General features: G+C 67.3%; 22 protein-coding genes and 1 tRNA gene. 13 read left to right on the forward strand and 10 right to left on the reverse strand.

Translation table 11 applies throughout. The features are described 5' to 3' along the window. Positions 1-279 precede the first annotated feature (279 nt). The 7 genes from ACREEF_RS12780 (at position 280) to ACREEF_RS12810 (ending at position 5,356) form a co-directional block, all read left to right on the forward strand. Positions 280-534 (forward strand): hypothetical protein, encoded by a 255-nt coding sequence (locus tag ACREEF_RS12780; protein WP_431565952.1) that lies wholly within the window; start codon positions 280-282, stop codon positions 532-534. 94 nt (positions 535-628) lie between these two features. Further along, the gene (trbF, locus tag ACREEF_RS12785) at positions 629-1,222 is read left to right on the forward strand and encodes a conjugal transfer protein TrbF (protein WP_431565953.1); all 594 of its coding nucleotides are present in this window, start codon (positions 629-631) and stop codon (positions 1,220-1,222) included. Further along, positions 1,201-2,205: a TrbG/VirB9 family P-type conjugative transfer protein gene (locus ACREEF_RS12790; RefSeq protein ID WP_431565954.1), complete on the forward strand. Its 1,005-nt coding sequence runs from the start codon at positions 1,201-1,203 to the stop codon at positions 2,203-2,205. The genes trbF and ACREEF_RS12790 overlap by 22 nt, the downstream gene beginning before the upstream one ends. Continuing rightward, positions 2,202-3,365 carry a TrbI/VirB10 family protein gene (locus ACREEF_RS12795; protein WP_431565955.1) on the forward strand — a complete coding sequence of 388 codons (1,164 nt, stop codon included), beginning with the start codon at positions 2,202-2,204 and terminating at the stop codon, positions 3,363-3,365. The genes ACREEF_RS12790 and ACREEF_RS12795 overlap by 4 nt, the downstream gene beginning before the upstream one ends. Then, a complete protein-coding gene (locus ACREEF_RS12800; RefSeq protein WP_431565956.1) occupies positions 3,362-3,868 on the forward strand; it encodes a S26 family signal peptidase in 507 nt (168 codons plus the stop codon). The genes ACREEF_RS12795 and ACREEF_RS12800 overlap by 4 nt, the downstream gene beginning before the upstream one ends. After that, positions 3,862-4,470: a lytic transglycosylase domain-containing protein gene (locus ACREEF_RS12805; protein ID WP_431565957.1), complete on the forward strand. Its 609-nt coding sequence runs from the start codon at positions 3,862-3,864 to the stop codon at positions 4,468-4,470. Before ACREEF_RS12800 ends, ACREEF_RS12805 begins: the two co-directional genes overlap by 7 nt. A gap of 472 nt (positions 4,471-4,942) precedes the next feature. Continuing rightward, positions 4,943-5,356: a helix-turn-helix transcriptional regulator gene (locus tag ACREEF_RS12810; protein ID WP_431565958.1), complete on the forward strand. Its 414-nt coding sequence runs from the start codon at positions 4,943-4,945 to the stop codon at positions 5,354-5,356. On the opposite strand, the gene ACREEF_RS12815 is transcribed toward ACREEF_RS12810, so the two are convergent. From ACREEF_RS12815 to ACREEF_RS12840, 6 genes are all read right to left on the reverse strand, one after another. After that, positions 5,353-5,751: a hypothetical protein gene (locus ACREEF_RS12815; protein WP_431565959.1), complete on the reverse strand. Its 399-nt coding sequence runs from the start codon at positions 5,749-5,751 to the stop codon at positions 5,353-5,355. The genes ACREEF_RS12810 and ACREEF_RS12815 overlap by 4 nt on opposite strands. Before the next feature lie 286 nt (positions 5,752-6,037). After that, positions 6,038-6,955, reverse strand: a complete 918-nt coding sequence (locus ACREEF_RS12820; RefSeq protein WP_431565960.1) for a nucleotidyl transferase AbiEii/AbiGii toxin family protein — start codon at positions 6,953-6,955, stop codon at positions 6,038-6,040. After that, the gene (locus tag ACREEF_RS12825) at positions 6,942-7,802 is read right to left on the reverse strand and encodes a type IV toxin-antitoxin system AbiEi family antitoxin domain-containing protein (RefSeq protein WP_431565961.1); all 861 of its coding nucleotides are present in this window, start codon (positions 7,800-7,802) and stop codon (positions 6,942-6,944) included. Before ACREEF_RS12825 ends, ACREEF_RS12820 begins: the two co-directional genes overlap by 14 nt. Before the next feature lie 443 nt (positions 7,803-8,245). Next, a complete protein-coding gene (locus ACREEF_RS12830) occupies positions 8,246-9,637 on the reverse strand; it encodes a tyrosine-type recombinase/integrase (protein WP_431565962.1) in 1,392 nt (463 codons plus the stop codon). Between the two features lie 241 nt (positions 9,638-9,878). Next, positions 9,879-10,145, reverse strand: coding sequence for a hypothetical protein (locus ACREEF_RS12835; protein WP_431565963.1), 267 nt, complete (start codon positions 10,143-10,145; stop codon positions 9,879-9,881). Positions 10,146-10,330: 185 nt separating this feature from the next. Next, complete coding sequence (locus ACREEF_RS12840; protein ID WP_431565964.1) at positions 10,331-11,038, reverse strand: polysaccharide biosynthesis/export family protein; 708 nt, start codon at positions 11,036-11,038, stop codon at positions 10,331-10,333. A gap of 124 nt (positions 11,039-11,162) precedes the next feature. Here ACREEF_RS12840 and ACREEF_RS12845 point away from each other — a divergent pair, with 124 nt between their 5' ends. Together ACREEF_RS12845 and ACREEF_RS12850 are read left to right on the forward strand one after the other, a co-directional pair. Beyond that, the gene (locus ACREEF_RS12845; RefSeq protein ID WP_431565965.1) at positions 11,163-12,608 is read left to right on the forward strand and encodes a GumC family protein; all 1,446 of its coding nucleotides are present in this window, start codon (positions 11,163-11,165) and stop codon (positions 12,606-12,608) included. 63 nt (positions 12,609-12,671) lie between these two features. Beyond that, the gene (locus ACREEF_RS12850) at positions 12,672-13,373 is read left to right on the forward strand and encodes a hfsB (RefSeq protein ID WP_431565966.1); all 702 of its coding nucleotides are present in this window, start codon (positions 12,672-12,674) and stop codon (positions 13,371-13,373) included. Here the strand turns inward: ACREEF_RS12850 and ACREEF_RS12855 are convergent. The 4 genes from ACREEF_RS12855 to ACREEF_RS12870 are packed head-to-tail and all read right to left on the reverse strand — an operon-like array spanning position 13,370 to position 18,259. Beyond that, the gene (locus ACREEF_RS12855) at positions 13,370-14,320 is read right to left on the reverse strand and encodes a glycosyltransferase family 2 protein (protein WP_431565967.1); all 951 of its coding nucleotides are present in this window, start codon (positions 14,318-14,320) and stop codon (positions 13,370-13,372) included. The genes ACREEF_RS12850 and ACREEF_RS12855 overlap by 4 nt on opposite strands. Continuing rightward, complete coding sequence (locus ACREEF_RS12860) at positions 14,317-15,255, reverse strand: glycosyltransferase family 2 protein (protein WP_431565968.1); 939 nt, start codon at positions 15,253-15,255, stop codon at positions 14,317-14,319. The genes ACREEF_RS12855 and ACREEF_RS12860 overlap by 4 nt, the downstream gene beginning before the upstream one ends. Then, complete coding sequence (locus ACREEF_RS12865; RefSeq protein WP_431565969.1) at positions 15,252-16,703, reverse strand: polysaccharide biosynthesis C-terminal domain-containing protein; 1,452 nt, start codon at positions 16,701-16,703, stop codon at positions 15,252-15,254. Before ACREEF_RS12865 ends, ACREEF_RS12860 begins: the two co-directional genes overlap by 4 nt. Then, complete coding sequence (locus tag ACREEF_RS12870; protein ID WP_431565970.1) at positions 16,703-18,259, reverse strand: exopolysaccharide biosynthesis polyprenyl glycosylphosphotransferase; 1,557 nt, start codon at positions 18,257-18,259, stop codon at positions 16,703-16,705. The genes ACREEF_RS12865 and ACREEF_RS12870 overlap by 1 nt, the downstream gene beginning before the upstream one ends. A 136-nt stretch (positions 18,260-18,395) precedes the next feature. Here ACREEF_RS12870 and ACREEF_RS12875 point away from each other — a divergent pair. The 4 genes from ACREEF_RS12875 to ACREEF_RS12890 all read left to right on the forward strand — a co-directional run bounded on the left by ACREEF_RS12875 (position 18,396) and on the right by ACREEF_RS12890 (position 22,341). After that, positions 18,396-18,487 (forward strand) — tRNA-Ser (locus tag ACREEF_RS12875). A gap of 269 nt (positions 18,488-18,756) precedes the next feature. Continuing rightward, positions 18,757-19,962 carry a glycosyltransferase family 4 protein gene (locus tag ACREEF_RS12880; protein ID WP_431565971.1) on the forward strand — a complete coding sequence of 402 codons (1,206 nt, stop codon included), beginning with the start codon at positions 18,757-18,759 and terminating at the stop codon, positions 19,960-19,962. Then, on the forward strand, positions 19,952-20,734 hold the full coding sequence (locus ACREEF_RS12885; RefSeq protein WP_431565972.1) for a hypothetical protein: 783 nt from the start codon (positions 19,952-19,954) through the stop codon (positions 20,732-20,734). Before ACREEF_RS12880 ends, ACREEF_RS12885 begins: the two co-directional genes overlap by 11 nt. A 209-nt stretch (positions 20,735-20,943) precedes the next feature. After that, positions 20,944-22,341 carry an ammonium transporter gene (locus ACREEF_RS12890; protein ID WP_431565973.1) on the forward strand — a complete coding sequence of 466 codons (1,398 nt, stop codon included), beginning with the start codon at positions 20,944-20,946 and terminating at the stop codon, positions 22,339-22,341. Positions 22,342-22,467: the final 126 nt, after the last annotated feature.

The raw sequence follows: 22,467 nt of genomic DNA on the forward strand, positions 1-22,467 counted from the left end.
GCGCGGGCGGCGTCAAGCGCGGGGGCAGGGCGGTCGACGCCGCCCTCCGGTTCGGGCTCGCCTTCATTGCCGCCATCGCCTTCATCCCCGCCGTCGTCTCCTGCGTCGCCCAGGCGTGGTGGTCCGGCGCGCGCCTCTAGCGACAATCCGGCCCCTTCAGGGTCGAAATCCCCGCCCGGAGGGCGCGGCGTCAGCGAGGCGCGTCGGGCCTGGTCCTCAGAGGCCGAGCCTCATGGGGAACAGGCCGCTGCGGCGGAGCCACGCCCGGCGTCAGTGTCGGTGAATGACGAAATCGGATCGATGGGCGGGTCAGGCCCGAGCCGGAAGCCTGAAACCATCGCCCGTGAGGCGGAGGCGGCGCGCCGGGATTTCCACCGCGCGGCGGCGGGCGGCGATGTCCAGGCCAGGGCCAGGCCCCAAGGCCGATCCGTCGCCTTGCAGGCCTTCTTCGTCGCCAACGCGGGACGCGGTCTGATGCCGTCCGGCGAGACCAGCGGCGTCCTGTCTCCCTCCCTCAAGACCGAGGAGCCCTGAGAACATGCACCCCTTCTTCCGGCCCCGGAGGGCCCGAACCTCCGCACCAGACTCCACGCCCTACCAGCGCGCCGGCCAGGTCTGGGACGACCGCATGGGTCTGTCCCTGGCCCATGCCCGCAACTGGCGACGGATGGCCCTGGCCAATCTGGTCATGGCGGGCTTCCTCGGCGCGGGCTGGTGGGTTCAGGCCGACCGGGCCGTGGTCAAACCCTTTGTGGTGGAGGTGTCGGACTGGGGCGAGACCCAGAGGATCACCGCCATCGGCGGCCGCTATGAACCGAGCGAGGCCCAGGTCGGCCATGCGCTCGGCGGCTGGATCCGCGACGTCCGCTCCAAGAGCATCGACCCCATCGTGATCCGGCAGAACTGGCTGCGGGCCTACGACCTGATGACGCCCAAGGCCGCCGCCTTCCTCAACACCTGGGCCCAGACCCACGACCCCTTCGCCGACGCCGGGCGCGAGGCGGTCAATGTCGAGGTCCTCAACGTCGTGCGCCGCACCGAGCGGACCTACGACCCGCAATGGCGTGAGACCCGCTTCGTCAACGGCCAGCAGGCCGGCAGCGAACGCTGGCGGGCCCTGATCACCACCGGCCAGCAGCCGCCCCGAACCGAGGCCGAGCTGATGAAGAACCCCCTGGGACTGAAGATCGAGGACGTATCATGGACCCCCGACGCCTCCTGACTTCGACATTCGCTGTGGCGGCGGCGGGATCCCTGCTGGCCGGCTGCGCCGTCCTTGCCGGAGGCGGGACGGTTCCGCTCCAGCCGGGCCTGGCACCAGAAGTCGTCCTGGCGGCTTTCGAAGAAGCGCCCGTCGTTTCGGCCGAACGGGTCGTCTCCCCCACGGAGGTTCCCTACCTGGCGGCGGCTGCGACGGTGTCGTCACCGACCGTCGCTGAAACGAGGGTTGGCCCGAGCGGACGGGCCGCCATCGCCATCGCCAACCAGGCGGCGCGAGCACCGTCGCGCGCGGACGGGTTCGTCGGCGGGGTCCAGGTCTTCGCCTGGTCGCCGGGCCGGGTGTTCGAGGTCTGGACCGCGCCCCTGCGGGTCACCACCCTGACGCTCGGTGAAGGCGAGACCCTGGTCTCAAAGGCCGCGGGCGACACGATCCGCTGGCAGATCGGCGAGGTGGCGTCGGGAACGGGCGCGGCGCGCCGGACCCATGTCCTGCTGAAGCCGCTCGAGCGCGGGCTCGAGACCAACCTGGTTCTGACCACCAATCGCCGGGTCTATCTGCTGGACCTGAAGAGCGGAGCGGCGGACGCCTTCAATACGGCGATCGCCTGGGATGAGCCGTCTGCGGCTGGGACGGGACCCTTGGAGGGCGAGGAGATGAAGGGGGCGGACCTGCTCGTGACGCCGCAGGGACCGCTGGACGCCCGCTACCGGATCGAGCCCCTGGGTCGGAGGGCGCGCTGGACGCCGTCGTCGGTGTTCAACGACGGCATACGCACCTTCATCGCCTTTGATGCGGACCTGCAGGTCGACGAGGCTCCGGTCCTGTTCGTGCTGACGCCGGACGGCGAGGCCCAGATGGTCAACTACCGGCAGCAGGGCGGTCTGTTCGTGGTGGATCGCCTGTTCAACCGCGCCGAGCTCCGCCTGGGAGATCGCCGGCCTCAGGTGGTGCGGATCCATCGTCTGGCGGGAGCCGGCCGATGACCGGGTTCGGGAAGCCCGGTCCGGCAGAGGACGCGCCTCCGCCGAAGGAGCCGGCGCCGGGCCTGTCCCTGCGCGCGCCCCGTCCGCCGGTCATCCGGCTGCGGAAGTCGGTCGTCCAGGTTGTGGCCATGGGCGGCGCCGTCCTGGTGGCGGGTTCGCTGGCATGGGCCTTCGTCGTCCAGCCCGAGCTTCGCGCCAACGCCCAGGAGAGGGCGGTCGAGAACCGTCCGGATCAGGGACAGGGCGTGGTCCGTCCTACGGAAGTCGTGACCCGCCAACCCTCCAGCTACGACCGGCTGCCTGAGCCTCGAGGCGGGGCGGCGCCGGAAGCCGCCGGTCCTTCTGTCGCAGCCGCGCCCGCCTCAGCCTATCCTGCCCCCGTCTATCGCCCGCCGCCGGCGCCGAGGCCCATGGCTGTGAACGGCGCGGACCAGGCGGCGCGTTCGGGCCTGTTCTTCGATGCGTCGAGCGGAGAAGGTTCGTCGACGAGGGCGGCCGTTCCGTCGGGGCCCGAAGGCGGCGAGGGTCTGGCGGCGAACGCGAGACGCGGCGCCGCCTACAACGAGAACGCCCTGGTCGCTCCGCTGTCGCCCTTTGAGCTCAAGGCCGGCGCTCTGGTGCCCGCCGCCCTACTGACCGGCGTGGATACGGCCCGCGCGGGTCCGGTCGTCGCCATGGTGACCCAGAACGTCTTCGACACGGTGAGCGGTCGCCATCTGCTCATTCCCCAGGGAACGCGGCTGATCGGTCGCCATGAGGGCGAAAGCGCCTATGGCGACCGCCGGGCCTTCCTGGTCTGGGATCGCCTGATCCTGCCGAACGGCAAGAGCCTCGCCCTGGACGGCGAACCCGGCGTGGACGCGCAAGGGGCGATCGGGGTGCGGGGACAGGTCGATCGTCGGCTGTTTCCGCTCCTGGTCGGAACCCTCTTCGCCGGCGCCATAACCACGCTCGGACAGATCGCCCGGGACGACGCCGGCCGCGGGTCGGGCGGCTGGCTTGGCGACGCCGGCGACGCGGCCGCGATCGAGGGCGCCCAGGTGGGCGGCCGTCTGGTGGATCGCGAACTGGAGGTCCGGCCCTCCATCCGTCTTCGGCAGGGCGCGCCGGTGCGGGTGATGATCACTCGTGACCTGATCCTGGAGCCCTACAGGCCATGACCGGGCAGCGAACAATCCCCTGGTGGACGGCGCCGGTCGCAGTTGCCGGGGTTTTCATTGCGGCTCTGTCCGTCGTGGATGACGTTTCAGCGCTCGCCCTGGTCAATGAGAGCCCGAGCCTTCCGCGGGGTCTCTATATCCGCGCTGGCGCGGCGGTTGAGCGCGGTTCGGTCGTAGCGATCAGCCAGCCGGCGGTGGCGCGCCCCTATCTGACGCACCTGGGGATGCCCGGCGACGTCGTGCTGCTGAAGCGGGTCGCAGCGCTCGGAGGAGACCTCGTCTGCGCCGTCGATGGCGTGGTCCAGACACCCCGGCGGCGGGCGAGGGCCCTGGAGCGGGATCGCCGAGGCGCGGTCCTGCCCGCCTGGCGCGAGTGCCGCGTGCTGGCCCCGGACGAAGTCTTCCTGCTCGGCGACACGCCGGGGAGTTTCGACAGCCGCTATTTCGGGCCGGTTCGTCGCTCCGACGTCGCCGGCGTCTACAGGGAGATGCTGACATGGTGAGAATGTTGATCGCCGTGATGCTGATGGCCGCGGCCGCCGGCGCCGCCCAGGCCCAGGGCGTGAACTGGAGCGCCGCGGGTGGGGACCTGTTCGGTCGCGCGCCGGGGGCCGCTGTCGAGGGGGCGGGCGCCGGGGACGGCGAGGCCTTCCCAAGGCTCGAGTCGCTCGATCAGCCCTTTCTGGAGGCGGTGGCCGACGCCGCGGCCCTCCATGGGCTGGACCCGAAGCTTCTTCATGCCCTGGTCGTGACCGAAAGCGCCTACCGGCCTGATGCGGTTTCGCCGGTCGGCGCCGCGGGTCTGACGCAGCTGATGCCCGGCACGGCGCTCGAGTTGGGCGTCAGGAACAGATTCGATCCTGCTGAAAATCTGCGCGGGGGAGCCGACTATCTGGCGCGCCAGATCCTGCGCTTCGGGGATCTGAGGCTGGCTCTGGCCGCCTATAATTCCGGGCCAGGGCGCGTGGCCCGCCTCGGCCGGGTTCCGGACATCGCCGAGACGCGCGCTTATGTGGCCACGGTCGTGGACTGCTACCTCGCCCTGACGGCCGGCCAGCGGCTGACGAACTCGCGGCAATGCGCATCCAGGGAGGCGGGACGATGATCCCGGATCGTGCCTGTCCGGATCGCGTCAGTGCTATTGAGGCGACTTCGACGGACGGGGACGACGATCTGCTGACACGGGCGGAGGCGTCAGCCTTCCTCGCCCTGTTCGGCATTCGCATGAAGCCGGCGACCCTGGCGCGTCTGTGGTCCACGGGAAACGACGGTCCTCCCTGTCGGCACGTCCGGTCCAAGCCTCATTATCCGCGAGGTCTGTTGCGCGACTGGGCCCGGTCGCAGATCTCGGACATTCGGACGGGCGCGCCGCCCGCGGCGAGAGGACGTCGCCGTGGATGATCGCGCCGGTTCGACCGGATCACAGCTGACGATCGCCGGGGTCTTGGCTGATCCCGCAGCCAGCTTCGCCCTGAAGTCGGTCGTTCGACAATGGAGCGAGCGCGACAGTATCGACGCTGCCAGGTCCTTTGCGTGCTCTTTATCGCGAGGGGGGACCAGCGGCTGGGAGGTTTGTCGTGACCGGTGAAGATGAACGCCAGCCGGTCGAAACCGGCGGGCCCCAGGATCGGCTGCTGCCGTGGAATCAGGTTCGGGATGTCACGGGGCTGAGTCGATCCACGGCCTGGCGACTTCAGCGCATCGGAGATTTCCCCGAGCCGGTGCGGATATCGATCAACCGGGTAGGGTGGTGGGAAAGCGAACTGACCGCCTGGAAGGAGACCCGTAAATCGAGGAGGCCGGAACGGCCCAGATCGCTCCAGCCGCCGCGGGCCCCGAAGCTGATCGAGACCGTACGTTCCAGCCGCCCCGTTGCGGACCAGCCGACGCCGGTCAAGACGATCACGCCGACGAAGCCGCTGTCGAATCCGCCCACACGCAAACGTCGCCGGCCCGTCGTCCATGTCGATCAGATCGACTTCGGATTCTAGATCGGATCCGGGTCAGGCTCGCCGAACTCGCGCCCGGCCTGTCGACGGCGGACCGTCTTCATCAGGTCGGCGTTCAGGCGCGGTCGATCCCATCCGCTAGTGGATGTGCGACCTCCCGCCAGTTCTTCGGGAAAGCTCATATAGGTGAAGACCCGATCCACGACCTCGATCATCAGAGCCTTCATCTCTTCGTCGGAGATTCGGCTGACATCCGTCCAGGGGATATCTCCGTAGGGTGTTGCGACCGTCACGTCGCTGTAGTCGCCGGCAGCTGAGCGCGGGAATGTCCCGGCGTGCAGGGTCTCAAGGCCTGTGTTGCGCACGCAGGTTTCCACGATTGCCAGCGCAAGACGCTCCGTGTCGCGTCGCTCCCTCGCAGTCATTTCGTCGGTCAACGGCATGCCTCCCTGTCAAACCTCATGCGATCAGTTTCCTATTCCGGACGGAAGGCCGGGAGCATCTATCCGAGCATCCGTCCGGCCTGGAGGCGGGCGCGTCCCGCCCTATCAATGTTCCGAGGAAGGCGACGAACGATCATATTTTTGACGGTTGGAAATTCGCTTTTCGTAGCGTGCGATATTTCGCTTTTAATAGAGGTCGGCGTTCGCGCCCAAAAGCGCCATTTCTGTACGCAATGATTCATTCGCCCGCCAACGGCGGAGCTGAACGCCGCATCTGTGATTATCCAAAAAGCACGCGCTGGAGCTTTTCAGCCTCAGCCGCCCGAACCTCCGGCGACAGCTTCGCAAGGTTCAGTTCGCGCCACTTCACGGCCGGCAGATCGGCGACGCCTGGGAGGCCGAGCAAATCCCACTCGGGCGCTCCTTTTTTGAAGGATACCAGAAAACGTCGATGGTCTTCCGGCATGCCGCCGACAGCGATGCGAATGATCGCGTCGCGCGCGGCGAGGAGTTCGTCCAGCGCTATAGGCTCGACGGTCATACCCGCGAATCCGTGCTCGAACTCATGGGACAAGTCCTTGAGCCTCGGGGCGAGCACCTCGTTCATCGGCCGGTTGTGGCTTAGCATATAGGCGACGAAGGCTCTGCGCAGGTCGTCACTCACCCCTTCATTGGCGAGCAGGTCGCGCACATCGAACAGGTCGCGGGGGTGTTGGCGGTCAAGCGCCGCGACGATTTTCCCGGCGTAGAGATCGGGAAAGGAAACGACCTGTGTCTCGGCGAAGCCGAAAGCGCCTTCAACATTGTCGGCCACCTGCATGACCGTCGGCGGATAGACGCAGCCTCGCGATACGGGCGTGACCTCGATCTTGATGCGCCCCCCGTCAAGTTCGACATCCAGCTTGCCGATGATCCTTTCCGGATTCAGAATCCGCTGCGTGACGCGCGCGCCGCGCAAACCTGCCTGGATGCGCTCGTCCATGCGCGCCATGGCTGAGTTGATCGCTGTGAGCGAGGCGTCGCGCGGCTGCACGGGCAGATAGGTCAGGTCGATATCGACAGAGAGACGCGGCATGTCGCGCACGAACAGATTGATCGCAGTGCCGCCTTTTAGTGCGAAGACCGTCTCCTCGGCGACAAAGGGCAACACTCGAATGAGAAGCGCGACCTGTCGCGCATAGGCGTCATTGTAAGCCATCGAGGTCTTCCGGCACGGTGATGTGGTAACGGCTGTTGAGCTTTCCCCCCTGGACCAGGACGCGGTTGCCGACGCCGAGATCGAACTGCCTGGGATCGAGCTGGCTGAGCCAGCGGTGCTGATGTCGCTCTGCGAAGAAGAAGAAGAGCCGCTTCACTTTCACGCTTCGGCAGCCAGCCAGCAGCTTGGCCATACGCCGCGGGCTTATCATCGTGAGCCCTTCCATCAGTTTGTCCGCCTGGTGAAAGCTCTCATCGTTCGGCAATTGATCGAGCAGTTCGAGGATGGCCCGTTCAACCGTCGAAACGGTCAGCGGCCAGTTCCACGGCCCCCAATCCAACTGTCTGAAGCCGCTTCGTAGGGGATCGTCGTTCGCGCTGGCCCCTGTCTGGAGGCTCCAATCAAGACTGGTCAGCCCCGGCGTGCGCAGATCATCGGCGAAGAGGCGCTTGCCCGTGTGATGACGAAACGTCACATCGACAGGCAGATCATCGAGCCATGTCGGGGGAGCTTCGGGTCCATAGAGATGGACTTCGCGCACCTGAGCGGAGAGGTAGTGGCTCAGGCCCTGGAGTTCCAGGGCCGTTCTCCCCCCGACGACCAGCGCCTTATCAAGCACTGTCTGCAGTGAAATCACGACCTGTTGCCAGGTGAGCGCATCGTTCAAATTAGTGCGGGTACGCTGGTAGACGCGTCTTGCAGGCTGCTCGAGCCAGCCAGCGGCCACATACTGGCTACACAGGGACGATGAGTAGCCTCGGGATCGCAGCCACGTCGAATCAACCAGCAGCCCTTCTGGAAGGGTTCGAAAAAGGCTGTTTAGCTTGCTGTCATTTAGCTTAGCCATGATTGGCTAAATGACACTTTTTCAAACAATGAGCAAGTTTGAATTTTGTCAAGTTAGCGTAGTTTGACGTAGCTAGTCTGGCTTATTGCAAACTTCATTCGTTGCGGCGCTGAGTCAGAGGGCCGGGAGCCAAAAATGAGCGAGACGGCGATCAACGGAGGAATGGAGCCTTCAGTGCTCCACGCATTCGCCGGAACGTGAACGACAGCGCTCCAGAAGGGTGTGAGGCCGGGTGCTTTCACCCCAGCGCCGCTAGGGATTGGCTCGACGCCTAGGCGGACATCATTCGGGTCGCCCGAGGAGGGGCTGCGCAAGCAGATTTCGGTCGCGATGCGTAGGTAAACATCGCTTTGCGGCAATGGCGCAAAGCGCAACATGAAGTTGCCACTCTGAGGGTCGAGCCAGCCTTCGGTTCGTCGCCAAACGCGCCGGATCGTGGCCGCCTAACGGGCTGTTTCTGCGCCGGACGGCGATGTCTCTACGATGGACAGGATCAACGCCTCCAGTGCGACCAGGGCACGGCGCTTCTCGTTCGTGGTGTCCGCATGGACGTAGGTCGACAGGGTGACAGCGGCGGCTCCCCCTCGCTCCGAGCTGTGGTTGAGCACCAAGCCGGCGGTATAGGGGCTCATGCGAATCCGGTCCCCGCACATCAGGGTGGCTCCGAGGCGTCGGGCGTCGTGGACGGTGACGTCGGGGATGCCGACTGCAGCGCGGATGTCTCGCATGGCCTGTGTCAGGGAGGAGGGATGAATCGCCCACTTCTGTGGGTCCACCCGACCGGGGAAAACAAAGGGCGAGGGGGCCTTGTGCGCTTCTGTCGAGCGCCCCTCGAACTCGGCCAGTTGAAGCGCTTCGCGAATAAGGCGGATTGCCGCCGGCGCTAGCGGCACCACATGGCCTCTTCCGCTCTTCGTATGGTCGGCCGGGATCGTCCAGATGGCGCGTTCCAGGTCGAGATCCGCCACCCGCATGGTCGCGATCTCGGCGCGCCGCTGCATGGTCAGAAAGCAAAGTTGCATGGCGATGCGGACCGGGCGTCCAACGGAGACCTTTTCGCCGGCGGGCGTGCGCAACTCGCTGACGTCCTCCAACGCCTTCCAGATCGTCCTCAGCTCGTCGTCCGAGATGACGCGCGTCCTGGGCTTTTCCTCGGCCATCGGAGCGATGCTGGCGGCCGGGTTGATGTCCGTGCGGCCTTCGACCTTGGCCCAGGCGTACATGCTCTGGAGCAGACCGCGGACGCGGTTCGCCATCACGCCCTTGCCTTCGTCCAGAAGCTTGCGGAGGCACTTCTTCACGGCGTCGCGAGAAAGTGTCTCTACCCGTATCGATCCGATGGATGGCTCAAGGTGCTTCTTCCACATCCAGCGCTCGTTTTTGAGTGTGGCCGGACGCTTCTGAACGCGACGCTTGGATGGACGGTATTCGCCGCGCTCGCAGGCGGCGAAGTATTCCGTGGCCAGGTCGCTCGTTGTTCGGATCGTCTCGGCCTGCGCCTCGGCCCTGGCTAGAGCCTTTGCACCTGCGGGGTCGCCCCCGTCGTCGATCTCGGTGCGAAGTTTGCGGGCGCGAGCCCGCGCCCCGGCCACGCCAAGGGCCGCCAAATCACCCGCAGAAGATCCGGGCGGGGCGTAGTCGCCGAGCGTCACGCGGGGTTGCGAGCCGTCCAGTCGTCGGTAACGGTAAACCCATCGCTTGCCTCTGTCGGACACGCGGATGGAAAGGCCTCTGACTTCGGCGTCCCACAACTCCAGTCGCTCGCCCGGTTTCGCCTTCAGGGCGCGGACGCTTCGATCGGTCAGGGACACGGCTTTGCTGTTTGTTTTCGTCACGCCTTCCTCCTGTGCCCCAACCCCCGATCTGGGGCACAACTGGGGCACAAAATGCACGCACTTCGCTGAAACGGGCTGAAGCCTTTTGAGGCATGAAACCCTTATAGCACGGGCATTTGAGCGGCGTTAGAGAGAAGCCCTGAAACCCAGTGAAAACGGTTCTTCGGCTGGTTTGGGACCAGAGGGTCGGAGGTTCGAATCCTCTCGCCCCGACCATGGATTTAGCCGTTTCGGCTACGAGTCAGGCGGCGTGGTCGGTTCTCCAGCACACCTGATCGCCATAGTAGCTCACGCTAGGCGCGCCAGGCTCGACCTGCACGACATACCAGAATTCCTCGCCCCAAATGACGCGGCTGCCATCGGTCATGCCACTCAGCGTCAGGCATCCGTCAGCCTCGCGGTCGATGGTGAGGACCGGCCAAATCAATTCCTGACCTTTGATCACGACATCGAACTCGCCATCCCACTCGTCGGTGGGCCTGAAGCGCAACGAATAGAGACCGTCCACGCCGGAAACCGAAATGTCGAAGGGGGCGGGCGCTCGCTCTCTCATCAACCTAGGGTGCGACGCCAGGCAGATGTCCGCAATGGGTCGAAAGCAGAATTTGGACGCGCTTCCAAAGCGAAAACCCAGCTGCGATCTAGCCCAAACAAAGTCGCGACCCGGAGGCGGCAGTCGGGTCCGAGCTTTGCTCAAGTCGAGGCGTAGCCGCCGTTCAGGGCGTAGCTGAAGCCGATGGGCAAAGCCGCTCTGAACAGGGTGAAGAAGGCGGCCAGTTCGCCGAGCGTCGAGCGCGGCACGAAAATGATGTCGCCGCGCCGCAAGGCCACCGCCTCGCCACGGCGGGGCCGCAGGTCGACGGCGCGCATCATGCGCACGCCGCCGGGGCCGCGTCGGATCAGCGCAGCCTGGCTGGATCGCGCCGAGGGCAGGACGCCGCCGGCCATGACTACGGCCTGATAGGCGTCGATCTCGCCGGGCATATCGAAGACGCCCGGATTGCGGACCTCGCCGTCCACCCAGACCTTGAGCGGTCCGGCGAGGCGCAGCGTGACCTCGACCTCGGGGCGACGCAGGTGGGCTGCGTAGCCTTCGGCCACGTCGGCTTCCAGTTCGGCCAGGGTGCGGTCCGCGGCCATGACATGACCGAGCAGGGGCAGAGAGACGCGGCCGTCCGGGCCGATCTTGAGCTGGCGGGTCAGCTCTGCAGCGGTCGGCGTCGCCACCTCGATCTCATCGCCGGGAAACAGCAGATACTCGGGCGCTATGTCCGTCCAGCCGGCGAATGCCATGTCGGGGAAATCCGCCGTTGCGTCGGGCCCCACGGCGCCACGACCGCCGGCGCAGCCCGCCAGGCCGGCGGCGAGGCCCATCAGGATAAGGCGACGATCAGGGATCATGAGGGCGCGAACAGCTGTCGTTTTTGAATGAAGGCGAAGCTGGACCCTTATGGGTAACGGCCGGTTAACGCGGGTCATTCAAGGATGCCGGTTGAAAGCTTCCTGGAATGGATTTCCCCGGCCCATGCGTTTGGCGTCTCGTGCCGCAGCCCGTCCCCGTTACGGCGTCCTCGACGTCGTGGCGCTGCTGTTCCGCGAGCTGCTGGTCATGGTTTTGGTCTTCGCCGTTCTGTTCGCCCTCGGGGCGGCGGCGGTCCTGACGCTGAAGAAGACCTACACCGCCGGGGCCAGTCTGTTCGTGGGCGTGGGGCAGGAATACGTCTATCAGCCGCGCGTCGGCGCGACTGATCGCGGCGCGCCGCCCACGGCGGCCGAGGTGGCCCAGTCCGAGGCGGCGATCCTCAACAGCATGGAGGTCAAGCGCCGCGTGGTTCGCGCCATGGGCGTCGAGAGCTTCCAGGACGGCAAGCCGTCCACCGCCAGCCCCGCCAAGCAGGAAGAAGCCGCCGTGCGTGCGGTCGGCGCGGGCCTGGGGGTGACGGTGACGCCGCTCAGCCCGGTGATCGGCCTGAGCTACGAGAGCGACGACGCGGCTCTGTCGGCGCGGGTGCTGAACACGGTCATCGACCAGTATCTGACCTACCGCCGCGAAGTGTTCCAGGACCGGGCGACCCCGGCTATCCAGACCCAGCGCCGGGCGTTCGAGGACGAACTGGCCACGGCGGATCAGGCCTATGAGGAGTTCCTCCGCACCAATGACATCGGCGACTTCGCCACGGCGAAGGCGACCCTGGCGGCCACCTATCAGGCGGTCTTCTCGGAACAGATGAGCCTGCAGGCGCAGTTGAACCAGGCGTCGCAGCGTCTGGCGACCCTGGCGACCCAGCAGAACCGCACCCCGGCCGAAGTCGCCCTGCAACAGGATCTGAACATCGCGGCGCAGGATCAGATCCTGCAACTGCGGACCCAGCGCGAAAACCTGCTGACCCGGTATCAGCCTGACGCCCAGCCGGTGCGCGAGATCGAGGCCCAGATCGCCCAGCTACAAGCCTATGTCGGCACCGGCACGGCGGTCGGCGCCAAGGAGGTCCGCACCGGGCCGAATCCGGTCTGGGTCGAGCTGGAGACCACGCGAATCAACGCTCAGGCCGAGCGTGACGCCCTGGCTGCGCGCCTGGCGGTGCTGGACCGTCAGGTCGTGGACCTGCGGGCGCGTCAGGCCCGCCTGACCGAGCTGGAATCGCGCAACGCCACCCTGGCCGGTAATCGCGAAGTGCTGACCGCCTCGATCCGCGAGTTCCAGCAGCGCGAGACCCAGAGCCGCGCCGACAACGAACTGGTCAAGGCGGGGGCCGACAACGTCACGGTGATCGAACGCGCCCAGCCGCCGTCCAGGGGCAAGAGCCTGAAGGCGCCGCTGTTGATCGCGGCCTTCCTGTTCGCCGGGTTTACGGCCCTGTGCGTCGGCCTGTTGCGGGTCTTCCTGCGGCGCGGCTTCTCCCTGCCGTCGACGGCCAGCCGCACCTTGCAGATGCCGGTTCTGGCCGTGGCGCCGATGAAGGGCGTCTGAGCCTCTCGGACGGCGCGGGCCATGCTAGGCTGACGGCTTAACGGTGAGCGCGTAACCGATTCGATGGTCGATCTGACGACGGAAATGGCGGGACTGTGGGCGGCGCTGGGACCGGCGTCGGCTCATCGCGGCCGCGTCATCCAGTTCGCCTCGGCCACAACCGGCGATGGGGTTTCCACCGTTGCGCGTGAATACGCCCGCCTTGCCGCCGTGCGGGCGCGCAAGCCCGTCTGGCTGGTGGACGGCGACCTGAGCCAGCAGGGACAGATGGACGTGATCGCCTCGGAGCCCGAGCGGTTCGGGCGGCTGGCGGCGCCGGTTCAGGCGTCGCCCGACGGCTCGGCCTTCTATGCGGTCACGCCGGCCATGCGCGGGCGGGACGGGTTGCCGGTCAAGCCGGCGCGTCTGATGACCGCGCGGGCCTGTCTGGGCGGGCGGCTGTTTGTGACCCGTTTCCACACCGAACTGTTGCGGGCGGGCCAGCGCGTCGAACCCGTCGGTGAGGCCCGCTACTGGACCGCCCTGCGCGCCCATGCCGATACGGTGGTGATCGACACGCCCGCCGCGGATCGCAGCGACATGGCTATCACCCTGGCGCCTTTCGTCGACGCCACCATTCTGGTGGTCGCGGCCGAGACGACGGAGGCCAGCGAGCCGGTGGCCCTGCGCGACGAGATCGACGCCGTGGGCGGCCGGATCGCCGGGGTGGTGATGAACCGCTCGACCTGGGCCCCGCCGCCAATGCTGAAGCGGCTGGTCGGCTAGGCAGGCTTCTGACGCTCCAGCCGCGCCAGTTCGCGCGCGCCATAGAAGCGCGGCTCGAACCCCTTCATCCAGCACAGTTTTCCCAGACCGCGCGCGGCGCGATCCAGTGTTTCCGCGCGTTTCGGGTCGCGGGTCAGGATCAGGGGCAGGGCGGCCAGGGTCCAGACCGCGGTCTGGGCCGCGCCGATGACCATCCAGCGTGCAACGGCGGGCCAGTTCCGCGCGGCGGCGGCGGTCTGGCTGGGCCCCTGGCCATAGGCGAAGGCGCGGGTCAGGGCGTAGCGCAGGGTGGCGCGGTGCGGCGGCGCGAACTCGTCCACCCAGGCCTCGGCGGCCCAGCCGAACCGGCCGCCGCGCGCTGCCAGGGCCGCGAACAGGGCGTCGTCTTCGCCCCCTGAATGATCCGCCGAGGTGTTGAACGGCGCCGCGCCGGGCAGGGCCGTCGCCCGCACCAGCAGGGCGTTGCCGCAGCCGTAGGCATGGTCGATCAGCTGCGAGCGCCTGGGCCCGTCGCGGCCGAAGAAGCGTTCAAGGTATGCTGTGGTCCAGCCGGTCCCCTCCGGCACACGGCCCCGGATCGGGCCGAAGACGGCGGCGGCGCCGGTCGCCTCCTGTCCCGCCAGCAGCGCCGCCAGCCATCCGGGAGAGGCCGCCTCGTCGTCGTCGAGGAAGGCGATCAGCGGGGCCTCGGTGGCCGCCAGACCTTCGTTGCGGGCGGTGGCGACGCCGGGGCGCGGGGCGTGACGCCAGATCAGGGGAACCGGGGAGGCGGGGCGCAGGCGATCCGCTGTTTCGCGTGAACTGGCCTCGGGGTCGTTGTCGACGACGACGATCTCGCGCAGCCGGTCGGCGACATCGGTCTGGACAAAGAGGGAGCGCAGGGCGCGCTCCAGGCTCTCGGGCCGCCGCAGGGTCGGCACGATGACAGCGACGTCCGGCCGGCTCATATCGCCTCCGCATAGAGGGCGGTGCGGTAGAGCCGCAGGCTGAAGCCGCGCAAGGCCACGGGCAGGATCGACAGGCGCGCCGCCTGCTTGAACAACGGACGGATGAGTTTCAGCCCCGGCACGGATTTCAGCCGCCGCGCGACGCGATAGCTGGGATAGGCCGCGACGAAGTCAGGGTGGCGGGCGACCACGCGGGCGAAGTTGGGCGCTGACTGTTCGTATTTGGCGGCCAGGGTCTCGACCGTATCGAGACCCATGTGGGTGGCCGGATTGTCCAGGTGGATCACCTCGAACCGGCGCGAGACGCGCATGGCCCATTCGACGTCCTCCCAGCCCCAGCCGGTGAAGTCAGGATCGAAGGCCTCGGCCTCGAACACGTCGCGGCGGACCAGCAGGTTGGAGGTGAAGACGTATTTTTCGGGCTGTAGCGCGCGTTTCTCATGGTGCAGACAGTCCGAGCGCGCGGCCATGCTGCGGTGGACGGCGAAGCGGGCGTCGTCCGGCGCCTGCAACAGCGAGAAGCCGCCGAAGGCCACGGCGGGGGCTCGCTCAGTGATCAGCGTCGCCCAGGTTTGCAGGAAACGATCGTGATCCGGGCGCATATCGCTGTCGAGGAACAGCAGGCTGGCCGCGCGCGCGGCGGCCGCCAGCCGGTTGCGTCCCTTGGCCCGCCCCTCGTTGGCGGCGAGCGTGATCAGGCGCGTCGGCAGGGCCAGGGCGTCGATCTGGGCCGTCAGCCGGGCGGTCAGGGCGGGATCGGCCGTGCCGTCGTCCAGCAGGATCAGTTCGACGGCGCCGTCCAGGGTAGCGGCTTCGCGGTCCAGCAGCGCCAGCAAGGACGTCGGGTCATCGCGCAGGAAGGGGACCAGCACCGACAGGGCTGGCCTGGCCGTCGCCCAGGCGGCGTTGTCCCAGGTCTGGGCCGGGGCGCTCATGCGAGGGCTCTGCGAGCGCGAACGGCCGAGAGCAAGCGCCGACCCAGGTCGCGCACGTCGCCCGCGTTCAGGGCGTAGGCGCAGACGCCGTAAACCAGGGCGCCGACCGAGGCGTCGAGCATCAGTTCCGCAAAGCCGCCGATGGCGGGCAGAGGCCAGACGGCCAGGGCCATCACACCGGCAGCGAGCCCGCACCTGACGAAGGCGTTCCACGGGACCGGCAACGGCAGGATGCGTCGGCCGAGAAGGATGCACGCGATCAGACCTATGGCGAAGCTTGCCGCGGTCGCCCAGGCCGCGCCGAGAACGCCGACGCGCGGGATCAGCAGCAGGTTGAGCGCGACATTGGTCAGGGCCGGAACGCTCATGGCCAGCAAGAGCCAGCCGGTCCGTCGGCCCAGGGTGAAGGCCTGACCGAAATAATAGGCCGTCATGCCCGACAGGAAGGCTGACAGAGCGATCCAGGGCGTCACGAGGATGGCGGCGTCGCGCAGGTCCTCGCCGATCAGGAACTCCGACAGGGGGCGAGCCACCAGCGCCACGCCCACGGCGGCGGGCAGGCCGATGAGCACCAGGGTGGACGACTGTTCACGCGCAGCGGCGGCCAGTTGCTCGCGGCCGCCGCGCTCCAGCGCCATGACCAGGGCGGGCATGCCGGCCGTGCCGAGCCAGATAAACAGGATGTCCAGCGTCCGGTTCGCAATACTGTAGCTGGCGTGATAGGCGCCGACAGCGGCCTCGTCGAGGAAGAGGGCCAGTAGGAAACGGTCTGTCGAGGCCAGCACGACCGTCAGGCCCAGGGAAGCCGCGATCGGGTAGCCATAGACGGCGTAAGTCTTCAGCCGCTCCATATCGACCTGGCCTTCGCGGGCCTCGCGCAGTTCGCCGGGCAGGAAGAAGGGCATGGCCATCAGCGGTGCGATCAACAGGCCCGCCAGCGGCGAGGCGCCGCCCGCGCCCCCCAGGGCGAAGACCACGCCGATGGTAAAGCCTGCGACGCCGTTCCAGATGTCCAGGGTGGCCGCCTTGCGAACCTCGCCCGCCGCACGGTAGCGCTCCTGCGCCAGTTTGGAGAAGCAGCGCACCGGGATGCCGAACAGGGCCAGGGCCAGGGGGAAACGGAAGCCGTCCGGCATGGGCCAGAGCCAGATCGCCAGCCCCGTCAGCGGCAGGAACAGCGCGGCTACTATGAAGGCGGTGCGGTACAGGCTGGCGAAATGGCTGGCCATGTCGGCGCCCTCACGCTGGGCGGCCCAGAATCGCGCCATGGCGGCTTCCAGCCAGCTGAACGTCGCCACATGGGCCAGGGTCATGACCGACAGGGCCAGGGCGTAGCGCCCGTAGTCTTCGGCGCTGAGCAGGCGGGTGAAGACGATGATCGTCAGGAAGCCGATCACGCCCTGCAGGACATTGGCGGGCAGGTAGCCCAGGACGCCGCGCCAGAACATCAGCGCACCGACATCCGGTCGCCCAGCAAGACGGGAATGGTGACGGCGATCACCCACAGGTCCAGCCAGAAGGATTGGCGCTCGATATAGTCGATGTCCAACTGGACCCGGCGGCGAACGTCGGCCGCGGTATGCATGGGGCCGCGCGATCCCTTGACGGCGGCCCAGCCCGTCATGCCGGGCTTGATGCGGTGGCGATGGGCGTAGTAGGCGACCAGGCGGGCCGACTCGGTCGCGCCGGTCTTCATGCCGATGGCGTGAGGGCGGGGCCCGACCAGGGACATCTCGCCGCGCAGGACGTTCAGCAGTTGAGGCAGTTCGTCCAGGCTGCTGACCCGCAGGAAGCGGCCGATCCGGGTGATCCGGTCATCGTCGGACGTGACCTGACGGCTGGCCGTGGCGTCGGCGGCGTCGTGGCGCATGGTGCGGAATTTCCACACCACGATCACTTCCTGATTGAAGCCGTGGCGGCGCTGGCGGAACAGGGCGGGACCGGGGCTGTCCAGCCGCACCAGGGCGGCGATCACCAGCAGAACCGGCGACAGCAGCAGCAGGCCGACGGCGGCCAGGGTCACGTCCTGCAGCCGTTTGTTGAAGGCGCGGCGGTCGGGATCGACCGGACCTTCCAGCGGAGCCAACGGCGCCTTGGCCAGCTTTTCCAGCGCGGCGTTGCGCTGCTCGGCGGCCTTGGGGTCGATCAGCAGGGTCAGGCGAATGGGCAGGACGCCGAGGCGGGCCGTCAGGTCGCGGACACGCGCTTCCGCCTTGGGGTCAATGGCCAGGACGATGCGGTCGATATAGGGCGTCAGGCGGTGGTTCAGCAGGGCGTCGGCCTCGCCCAGCACGGGGACGCCCTCGACCGCATCAGGGGAACGCGCCAATCGGTCGTCGAACACGCCCAGCACGTTCAGATCGCGGCGTTGCAAGGCTTCGAGGATCAGCCGCTCGGCGTGGCGGGTGGCGCCGACCACGGCGATGTTGGGCGTCAGCGCGCCCTGGCGCCGCCAGTCGGCGACCAGAAGGCCCCAGACCACGTGCATCGCCAGCAGCAACGCCAGAGTCGCCGCGACCCACCGGGCGTATGCCGCCCACGGCGTCGCTGCGCCGTGAAGGCCGAAGCCCAGCGCCCCAGCCAGAACGGCGCCGACCGCCACGACGCAGGCGATGGAGGCCAGTTGACGCTGAACGCCATGCCCTTTTTCGAAGCGGTAGAGGCCGAGCGAACGCAGCAGGCCCAGGATAGCCAGGGCGCCGACGCCGAACGGCAGGGCGTCGATCAGGCGTGCCGACAGGGGCGCGCCGGCGGTCTGTCCCGCGACGGCGACCGCCGCGACGGCGCCGACACCGACGATGTCTACGCCACGAAAATAGAAGACCCGCAGCCGCGTGGCGCTTCTCTGGCGGGTGTTCAGCCAGACGTCCGGCCGGAACGGGCCCCGGCGCGCCTGATGCGACGCCGCGACCGAATCGATTCCCGCCGTGGCGGATTTGCGGACCCGCCGCCCCTCGATGTGAGGGCCGTCCGCAGGTGGAAAGAGGGTGTCGGCGGACGTCATGAGGCGAGCAGTGTGATCCAGAGGCTTCGTTAACCGCTATTTTCTCGCATACCGCGTGTCTATCCCACGTTAACGCGACAGATTGCAGGTCCCCCGTTGCGCAGCGCCGCATGACCCGCTATCCACGCCGCCTGCCGGAGACGTGGCCGAGTGGCTGAAGGCAACGGTTTGCTAAATCGTCGTACCCTGTAAGGGGTACCGAGGGTTCGAATCCCTCCGTCTCCGCCAGAACGCCGCCCCCGCAGCGGCTTGCGTACAATTTGGGGAAAGTCCCGATGTTTCGGGCGTGCGGGCTTGTCGATTGAACCTGGCCCATACGCCTTGCGCTGATGTTCGTCGTCGGCGCCGACACGGTTCCGTTCCCACGCGCTGAGCCAATGATCCGGCTCGGACGCGTCGATGCTACAAGTTCTTCTAGTGAGTGAAGTGAGTGAGCGGCCGTTGGCTGGGGCCTTGGCGGTTTCGCCTGACTCGGTGATCTGGTCTGGAGGGCGGCCTTGCGAGTTCTGATTACAAATATGCGGCTGGCGCGCTTCAGCGGGTCGGAGGTAGCGGCTGAGCTTGTCGCGGACGGCTTGCGGCGGGCCGGCCATGAGCCGGTCGTTTACGCGCCCGCGCTGGGCGATCAGGCTGAGCGAATGAGGGTTCGGGGGCATATCGTGGCGGATCGTCTGGGTGCGATTCCGTTCAGACCGGACGTGATCCACGCCCAGCATTCCAGCCCCGCCATCATGGCGATGGCCGCCTTTCCTGACGTGCCGGTCGTCCATGTGTGCCATAGCGCGCGGTTCGCCCAGGAGGCGGCGATCATCCACCCCCAGGTCCGGCGGTATGTCGCGGTCGATGAACTGTGTCGGCAACGGTGTCTGGCCGACGGGGCGCCCCGGGATCGCCTGTCGATTGTCCATAATCCGGTAGATCTGGAGCGGTTCGTCCAAAGGCCGCCGCTGCCGGCCAAGCCGAAGCGCGCCCTGCTCCTGACCAAGACCAAGGAGCAGCGTCTGGCGGTGCTGGCGGCCTGCAAGGCGCGTGGCATCGAAGTCGTCGAGCTTGGCCCCGGTGTAGGGCGCGTCAGCGCCAGTATCGAGGAGGAACTGCCGGGCTTCGATATCGTCTTCGCTACCGCGCGCATGGCTCTGGAGGCCGCGGCGGTCGGTTGCGCCGTGGTCGTCGCGGACGGACGCGGCATGGCGGGTATGCTGACGAGCGCCCGATGGCCCGAATGGAGGCGACAGAATCTCGGGGCGGCGCTGCTGGCCCATCCGGTGACGGCGGAAGGGCTGGGAGCCGCGCTGGACGACTACGATCCCGACGACGCCCGCGCAGTCAGCAGCCAGGTTCGGACGGCGGCTGATCTCGAGGGTTATACGCAAGAGATGATCGCCCTTTACCGCCTGGCGGTCGACGAGGGGGTGACGGCTTCGGCGTCGGAGTTGGCGTTGCGAAACGCGACCCTGCTTGAGGACTGGCTGCCGACGCCCACGGATCGGCCATGGCGCCAATTGGCGACTGAAAAGCGGTGGATACCGGACTGGGAGCGTGAACTCCTGTCCATCGAGGCCAGGCTGGAGGCTGCGGGCGAGAAGCAGCGCGTCCGCCTGAAGCGGCATATCGAGGCGCTCGGCGGGGAGATGCGAGAGCGTTTCGACTTGCTGGCCGCAGTCGCACGGCCTGCCGTTCGCGGTGACGATGATGGCGGATGAAGGCCCCACGATCGTGGTTGTCGGACATCCCGGCCACGAACTGCACGTCCACAACTGGCTGGAAATCGAAAGGCCGACGGTCTGCGTTTTGACCGATGGTTCCGGCGGCGTCGGGCCCGGTCGCCTGGCCCATTCCCGGGAATGTCTCGCCCGGACGGGCGCCGCAGCGGGGGCGGTGTTCGGTCCCCTTTCCGACAGAGCTTGGTACGCGGCGCTTCTGGCCGGCGACCATTCGCCTTTTCTGGAAGCCGCGGACCAGATCTGGGCGACCGCGCGCGCCCTCAGGGCGGCGACGATCGTCTCGGACGCGCGTGATGGCTATAATCCCATGCACGATGCGGCCTTCAGCATCGCCGCCATGGTGGCGGAGGGACTGGCCTCGCGCGGTCAGCCGGTGCGCCATCTTGTCGTGCCCGCCACCGGCAAGGCTCCCGTTGCGCCACTGCGAGAGCTTCAGTTGGACGCGGCGGCCGTGGCGCGAAAGGAGGCGGCGTTCCAGCGCTACGCCCCTCTCAGCGGCGAGATCGAGCAGATCCGCGGCCAGGGGTTCGATATCGAAGTCGAGCGGTTGTATCCGGCCTACGACGGTGATGAGGTCAGCCTTCCATTCTACGAAAGCGTCGGAAAGGCGCGGGTCAGCGATGGGGGCTATGATCGAGTCATCGAATTCGATCGACACTATCGACCGCTGATCAGGCGGGTTCGGTCGGCCTTGCTGGAGGCGCGCGGCGTCCCTGCCGCCCCTCGGCGCGCCGCCCTGGCGCCGGCTTAACGGCTAAGCTTGGAAGCTTCCTGTCGGATGGCGGGTCAATTGTGGAAATTATTGCCAGTATTTATGCAAAAATTGGCGGTGATGGCCGTTTCAGTTTCGTGATTCTGTAATTGTCGAAATAATTTTGCGGCGTTTCGCATTTCCCTCTTGCCAGTCTCGCAATTGCAATAAAAAGTTCGCAACTGCGAAATTGCATGGGGGATACACGCGTGTCGCAGTTGAAACACAGTCTACCTGGGCTTCTGGCCCTTCTCTGTCTGACGGGCGGTCTGTTCGCCGTCGGCGCGGCGCTCGCCGCTCCCGACGCCGGGGCCGTCGCTTCTGTCGCCAGTGCCGCTGTAACAGCGTCGGAGCCTGCTCCGGCGCTGTTTTCACATCAGGTTCCGCTCGAACTGGATGCAGCGGGAACGGCCTGGCTGGGCACCTCCACCGCCCTGGTCCTGCTGATGACCCTGCCGGGTCTGGCGCTCTTCTACGGCGGCATGGTGCGCCGCAAAAACGTCATCGCTACGATCACCCAGTCGGTCGCCGCCTTCGCGGTGGTGTCGCTGACCTGGTTCATCGCCGGCTACGCCATCGCCTTCGGCGCGAACGGCGACGCGGGCGTCAATCAATACATCGGCAGTCTGGACGCCCTGTTCCTGAACGGGGTGACGGTGGATACGGCGCATAGCCTTCTGCCGGGCATACCGGAGTTCCTCTTCATCTCGTTCCAACTGACCTTCGCCATCATTACGCCGGCGTTGATCACCGGCGCCTTCGCCGAGCGGCTGAAATACTCGGGGATGCTGCTGTTCACGGCCCTGTGGTCGCTGGTGGTCTATGCTCCCATCGCCCACTGGGTATGGGGCGGCGGTTTCCTGGGCGGCATGGGGGTGCTGGACTTCGCCGGCGGCGCGGTCGTGCACGTCAACGCGGGCGTGGCGGGTCTGGTCTGCGCCCTGTTCCTGGGGCCGAGGAAGGGCTACGGCGTCGAGCCCATCACGGCGCACAACCCGGTTCTGACCATGATCGGCGCCTCGCTGCTGTTGGTCGGCTGGATCGGCTTCAACGCCGGTTCGGCGGGCGCGGCCAACGGCCTGATGGGCGCGGCCCTGATCAACACCCTGCTGGCGGCCGCCGCGGCTTCGCTGACGTGGAAGTTCGTCGAGGTCATCTACAAGAAGAAGTGGTCGCTGATCGGGGTCCTGTCGGGCGTCGTCGCCGGTCTGGTCGCCATCACCCCGGCGGCGGGCTTCGTCGATCCCAAGGGCGCGGTCATCATCGGTCTGATCGCCGGGCCGGCGTGCTACGTTTCGTCGGTTTGGCTCAAGAACCTGCTGAAGTACGACGACAGCCTGGACGCCTTCGGCCTGCACGGCGCGGGTGGCGTGATCGGTGCGCTCCTGACCGGCGTCTTCGCCTCCACGGCGATCAACAGTCTGTCGGAAGGGGCCAACATCGGGGCACAGGCCTTGGGGCTGGTCTGGACCATCCTGTGGAGCGCGGCCGGCACCCTGATCATCCTGCTGATCTGCAAATACACCACGGGCCTGCGCGTCACCGACGAACAGGAAGCGGACGGCCTGGACGCGCACCTGCACGGCGAAGTGCTGGACGGCGTCTGAGGCGAGGGGCGGGACGCGGCGCCTCCCTGCCGCGTCCCATCCACCACGGCCCGGCCGCGCTCCGCCAGCGGCCGGATGAGTAGGCTTAGCCAATAACAATCAGACTTTGAGGGGATATGTCATGAG

The sequence above is a fragment of the Brevundimonas sp. genome, from assembly GCF_050729455.1.
In the GTDB taxonomy this organism is placed as follows: Bacteria; Pseudomonadota; Alphaproteobacteria; order Caulobacterales; family Caulobacteraceae; genus Brevundimonas.

Coding starts and splice junctions, on each gene's coding strand:
- ACREEF_RS12825 (WP_431565961.1), bottom strand. CDS start 7,802: ATGGCTAAGCTAAATGACAGCAAGCTAAACAGCCTTTTTCGAACCCTT.
- trbF (WP_431565953.1), top strand. CDS start 629: ATGGGTCTGTCCCTGGCCCATGCCCGCAACTGGCGACGGATGGCCCTG.
- ACREEF_RS12820 (WP_431565960.1), bottom strand. CDS start 6,955: ATGGCTTACAATGACGCCTATGCGCGACAGGTCGCGCTTCTCATTCGA.
- ACREEF_RS12860 (WP_431565968.1), bottom strand. CDS start 15,255: ATGAGCGCCCCGGCCCAGACCTGGGACAACGCCGCCTGGGCGACGGCC.
- ACREEF_RS12870 (WP_431565970.1), bottom strand. CDS start 18,259: ATGACGTCCGCCGACACCCTCTTTCCACCTGCGGACGGCCCTCACATC.
- ACREEF_RS12845 (WP_431565965.1), top strand. CDS start 11,163: ATGCGTTTGGCGTCTCGTGCCGCAGCCCGTCCCCGTTACGGCGTCCTC.
- ACREEF_RS12805 (WP_431565957.1), top strand. CDS start 3,862: ATGGTGAGAATGTTGATCGCCGTGATGCTGATGGCCGCGGCCGCCGGC.
- ACREEF_RS12850 (WP_431565966.1), top strand. CDS start 12,672: ATGGTCGATCTGACGACGGAAATGGCGGGACTGTGGGCGGCGCTGGGA.
- ACREEF_RS12790 (WP_431565954.1), top strand. CDS start 1,201: ATGGACCCCCGACGCCTCCTGACTTCGACATTCGCTGTGGCGGCGGCG.
- ACREEF_RS12865 (WP_431565969.1), bottom strand. CDS start 16,703: ATGTTCTGGCGCGGCGTCCTGGGCTACCTGCCCGCCAATGTCCTGCAG.
- ACREEF_RS12855 (WP_431565967.1), bottom strand. CDS start 14,320: ATGAGCCGGCCGGACGTCGCTGTCATCGTGCCGACCCTGCGGCGGCCC.
- ACREEF_RS12795 (WP_431565955.1), top strand. CDS start 2,202: ATGACCGGGTTCGGGAAGCCCGGTCCGGCAGAGGACGCGCCTCCGCCG.
- ACREEF_RS12885 (WP_431565972.1), top strand. CDS start 19,952: ATGGCGGATGAAGGCCCCACGATCGTGGTTGTCGGACATCCCGGCCAC.
- ACREEF_RS12800 (WP_431565956.1), top strand. CDS start 3,362: ATGACCGGGCAGCGAACAATCCCCTGGTGGACGGCGCCGGTCGCAGTT.
- ACREEF_RS12840 (WP_431565964.1), bottom strand. CDS start 11,038: ATGATCCCTGATCGTCGCCTTATCCTGATGGGCCTCGCCGCCGGCCTG.